Consider the following 246-nt stretch of genomic DNA (forward strand, 5'->3'; position numbering starts at 1 on the left):
AAACCTTCGGCAACCCAAAGATTTGTAGTGTAATTTTCGTTATCATAGTCGACTGGGCCCAGGGCAACCGGGCGTAGGCGTTTCACATTCCAAAGGTGATGGTATTCATGCGCAACTAACCCTAAAAAGCCTTTGTAACCAGCATCTGTACTATATGCATTCCTACTGGCACCCAGTGTAGTTGAGTTTAACTGCTCTAAACCGCCACCACCACGAGCGAAATTATGCACGATAAATAAATAGTAT

At 44.3% G+C, this 246-nt stretch carries 1 protein-coding gene; it reads right to left on the reverse strand.

Annotation, left to right across the window (positions count from 1 at the left end; genetic code table 11):
• A partial coding sequence (locus AC0IWT_RS20005; RefSeq protein WP_471798513.1) for a M61 family metallopeptidase occupies window positions 1-246 on the reverse strand: 246 nt, incomplete at both ends.

The sequence above is a fragment of the Pedobacter sp. AC464 genome, assembly GCF_979253075.1.